Here is a 3619-nt window from a genome sequence, read left to right as displayed (position 1 = left end):
GGCCCGCCGCCAAGGGCTGCACGGTGCTGCACGCCAGGGGCGGCGAGCGCGAGCAGGGCCGCGCCTTCCACGTGGTACGCCAGTTGTTCCGGCCGCTGCTGGTCTCGTGCGGCGACGCGGAGCGGCACGAACTCCTCGGCGGCTGGTGGGACATGGTCGCCCCGGCGCTCGGCCTGCCGCCGTCCCGCCCGGACCACGAGCTGGCGGCGCCCGAGCCGCAGGGCGTACGCGACGCGCTCGACTGGCTCATGGCCGGGCTCACGCAGCGCCGCGGGGCCATGGTGGTGCTGGTCGACGACGCCCACTGGGCGGACCGCGAATCGCTCACCTGGCTGGAGGCGTTCGCGCGCACCGTCGAGTCGATGCCGGTGCTGCTCGTCGTGGCGCGCCGCCCCGAGGAGCCGACCCCGAACGCCGACCTGCTCGGCGACCTGGTGACGCTGCCCAACACGTTGCAGCAGCAGCTCGCGGCGCTGTCCCCGGGCGCCGTCGCGGCGATGCTGCACGTCCGGCTCGGCGGCGCGGCCGACCCGAAGTTCGCCGAGATGTGCCACCGCGCGACCGGCGGCGTGCCGTTCGTGGTGGCGCAACTCGTCGGCGAGATCGTGGACCGCGACATCAAACCGACCGCCGCCAACGCCGAGCAACTCGAAGCGCTGGCGGCGGCGATCGTCGGACGCGGCATGATCCGGCGCCTGGAGCGCACCGGCGACAGCGCGGTACGCCTGGCCCGGGCGGTCGCCGTCCTCGGTGCCGACGCCACCCTCGGCAGGGCCGCGGAACTGGCCGGGCTCGACCTCTCCGAGGCCGTCGCCCCGGCCGACGCGCTGCGTGCCGTACGCGTGCTCGCGGGCGACGAGACCCTGGAGTTCGCCCATCCGACCATCGCCACCGAGGTCTACCGGCGCATCCCGCCGCAGGCGCGCGGGGCGATGCACGCGACGGCGGCGCAACTGCTGGTCGCGGACGGCCACGACGACGCGCAGACCGCGGCGCACCTGCTGGCGACGTTCCCGTCCGGGAACCAGTGGGTCGTCCAGCGGCTGCGCGGGGCGGCCCGGCAGGATCTGCGGGCGGGGGCGCCGGACTCGGCCTACCGCAACCTGCTCAGGGCCCTCAACGAACCGCCATTCGGCGAGGAACGCACGTCCGTCCTCTACGAGTTGGGTCTCGCGGCCTTCGTCCACGACCCGCGCGCGGCGATAGAGCACCTGTACGCGGCACTGAGCGGCGCACAGCCGGAGAGCGACGCGCGGCACGCCATCGTGCTGCGCCTCGCGAAGGCTCTGGCGCACGACGACCGGCTCGCCGAGGCCGTGCACCTGCTGGACGACGAGGCACGGGCCACCAAGCTGTCCCGGGCCCGACTGCGGCTCCAGGCCGACCACTTCCTGTGGGCCATCTTCTGGACGGACGACACCGACTCCCACGCCCGGGCCCGCCGCGTGCGCGCGCTGGCCGGGCGGCTCGCGGGCACCGACACCACGGAGCGCTGCCTGTTGGGCATCCGGGCGTGGTACGGCGTCGTGCGCGGCGACCCCGCGGTGCAGGTGGTGGCGTACGCGGAACGCGCCATGACGCCGCCGCTCAGTTGGGTGGACGACGAATGGGGCTTCGAAGTCCCCGTGATGACAGCGCAGTCGCTCGTATACTGCGACGAACTTGAGCGTGCCGAACAGCACTTCCTCGACGGCATCGCCGAACTGGAGGCGCGTGGTTGGCGCGGCACCCATCTGTCGTTCGGCCTCACGCTGTTGGCGCACATCCGCTACCGCATGGGACGGCTGGTGGAGGCCGAGGCGGACGTACGCAAGGGGCTGGAGTACGCCGAGCGGCTGGGCCCGGACGCGCCCGCGCGCTGGTACGGCCTGGGCGTGCTGATCCAGACCCTGATCGCGATGGGACGCCTCGACGAGGCCCAGGAGCTGGTGGACCGTCACGACTACGGCGCGCAGCAGCCGCAGGCGGTGATCTCGCCGGTGCCGCAGGTCGTGCGAGGCGAACTGCTCCTGGCCAGGCACCAGTACGCCGAGGCGGCGGAGGATCTCCGGGAGGCGGGCAGGCAGTTGGACGCCCGCGGGGTCGGCAACCCGGGCCTGTGCGCGTGGCGTCCGCTGCTGGCGCTGGCCCTGACCACCGACGATCCGGCGACGGCCCGGCGGACCGCGAACCGGGCGGTGGGGCAGGCGTACGTCTTCGGCTCGCCCGCGGGGCTGGGGATATCGCTGCGCGCCGCGGGTATGGTGGCGGGCGGCGCGGAAGGGCTCGCGAAGCTGGGCGAGTCGGTGCGGTGGCTCGCCGAGTCGCCGAACCGGTACGAATACGCCGTCTCCCTGGTCGAGTTCGGTGCCGCGCTGCGGCGGGCCAAGCGGATCACGGAGGCCCGGCTGCGGCTCGGCGAGGGCCTGGAGGCGGCGTCGCGCTGCGGGGCGGCGGCACTGGCCGCACGGGCCCGGGCGGAACTGGTCGCGGCCGGCGGACGGCCGCGGCGGGCGTACCGGACCGGAATCGAGGCACTGACGGCGCGCGAACGCCAGACGGCCGAGCTGGTCGCGAGCGGCATGTCGAACTCGGCGGTGGCGCGGCACCTGGCGGTGCAGTTGGGGACTGTGCAGAAGCACCTGACGGCGGTGTACGCGAAACTCGGCACGGACCGGGAGGGGCTGGCCGAGCTGCTGGATCCGGGGGCGTTCCCCGGGGCCGGGGCTGCCGGTTCGGCGGGGGCCGGGGGTCCAGCGGGCGGCCGGGGTTCAGCGCGGACCGGAGGCGGCGCTTCGGCGGGTTCCGTCGGTGCGCTCGGTGCGTTTGCTGCGTTTGGCACGGTGGGCCCGGCCGGGGCGCCGGGTTCGGCGTCCGGAACGGGCGCAGGCACGCCGGCCGACTCCGGCGCCGTCCCGAGCGGTGCGTCCGGCCGTACCTCCGACGGGCTCCCGGCGGAGGCCTCGGAGGCGGCCGATCACCGCTGACGGAGGAGCACCGCGCGGGTGTACATGACGGGACAGTAGGTGATGACGGACTCGTCGAGCGCCAGCACCAGGCGGCCCCGCTCCGCGTGCACGGACATGGAGCTGTGGCCGTAGCCCTCGATGGTGATCTCGCCGTACCCGTGCGCGGCGTCGATGGTGCCGTACGCGTACCCGAGCAGCACATGGCAGCGGCGGTACCGGAAGCGCGCGACGTCCCGGGGATCGTCGGCGGGCTTGCGGTCGATGAGGTATGCGGTGTGCGAGCCGCGGAAGGTGCCGTCGCCGGCCAGCCGGATGTCCAGGAAGAAGTCGCGAAGGTCGTAGCCGGCGTGCCCGGCGCGCCCCGGAACCACGGTCTCCTCGGACGCCCATCGGGCACCGAGCCCCCGCGGGATCGTGCCGCCCCGGGTGGGTGCCGGACTGTGGTGGAGGACCACGCGTGACTCCTAAGTGCCGTGCAATGCCGTGCAATGCCGTGCGTGCCGCCTGCGCAGTGGCGCGCCGGACTCTGCCGGGCCGCTTCCTGCTCGGGGGCCCCGGTCGTCCGTGCGCCGGCTGTCCGTCACGTGCCGTGGATCGCCTGTCAGGTGCCGCCTGTTACGTCTCTTCTGTCGTCTGTACGTCGCATGTCCGTCGTCCGGACCCGCTGCGGG

2 protein-coding genes are annotated in these 3619 nt (G+C 74.3%); one reads left to right on the top strand and one right to left on the bottom strand.

Annotated elements, in window-relative coordinates; genetic code table 11:
* Positions 1 to 23 precede the first annotated feature (23 nt).
* Positions 24 to 2966, top strand: a complete 2943-nt coding sequence (locus ACRX5S_RS22115; protein WP_436774764.1) for a LuxR C-terminal-related transcriptional regulator — start codon at positions 24 to 26, stop codon at positions 2964 to 2966.
* On the opposite strand, the gene ACRX5S_RS22110 is transcribed toward ACRX5S_RS22115, so the two are convergent.
* The gene (locus ACRX5S_RS22110) at positions 2957 to 3403 is read right to left on the bottom strand and encodes a hypothetical protein (protein ID WP_436774763.1); all 447 of its coding nucleotides are present in this window, start codon (positions 3401 to 3403) and stop codon (positions 2957 to 2959) included. The two genes, ACRX5S_RS22115 and ACRX5S_RS22110, sit on opposite strands and share 10 nt — an antisense overlap.
* Positions 3404 to 3619 lie beyond the last annotated feature (216 nt).

Source organism: Yinghuangia sp. YIM S09857, from assembly GCF_051388915.1.
GTDB lineage: Bacteria > Actinomycetota > Actinomycetes > Streptomycetales > Streptomycetaceae > Yinghuangia.
Note: the sequence above shows the minus strand (reverse complement) of the source record. Positions and strands in the feature narration are given on the sequence as shown.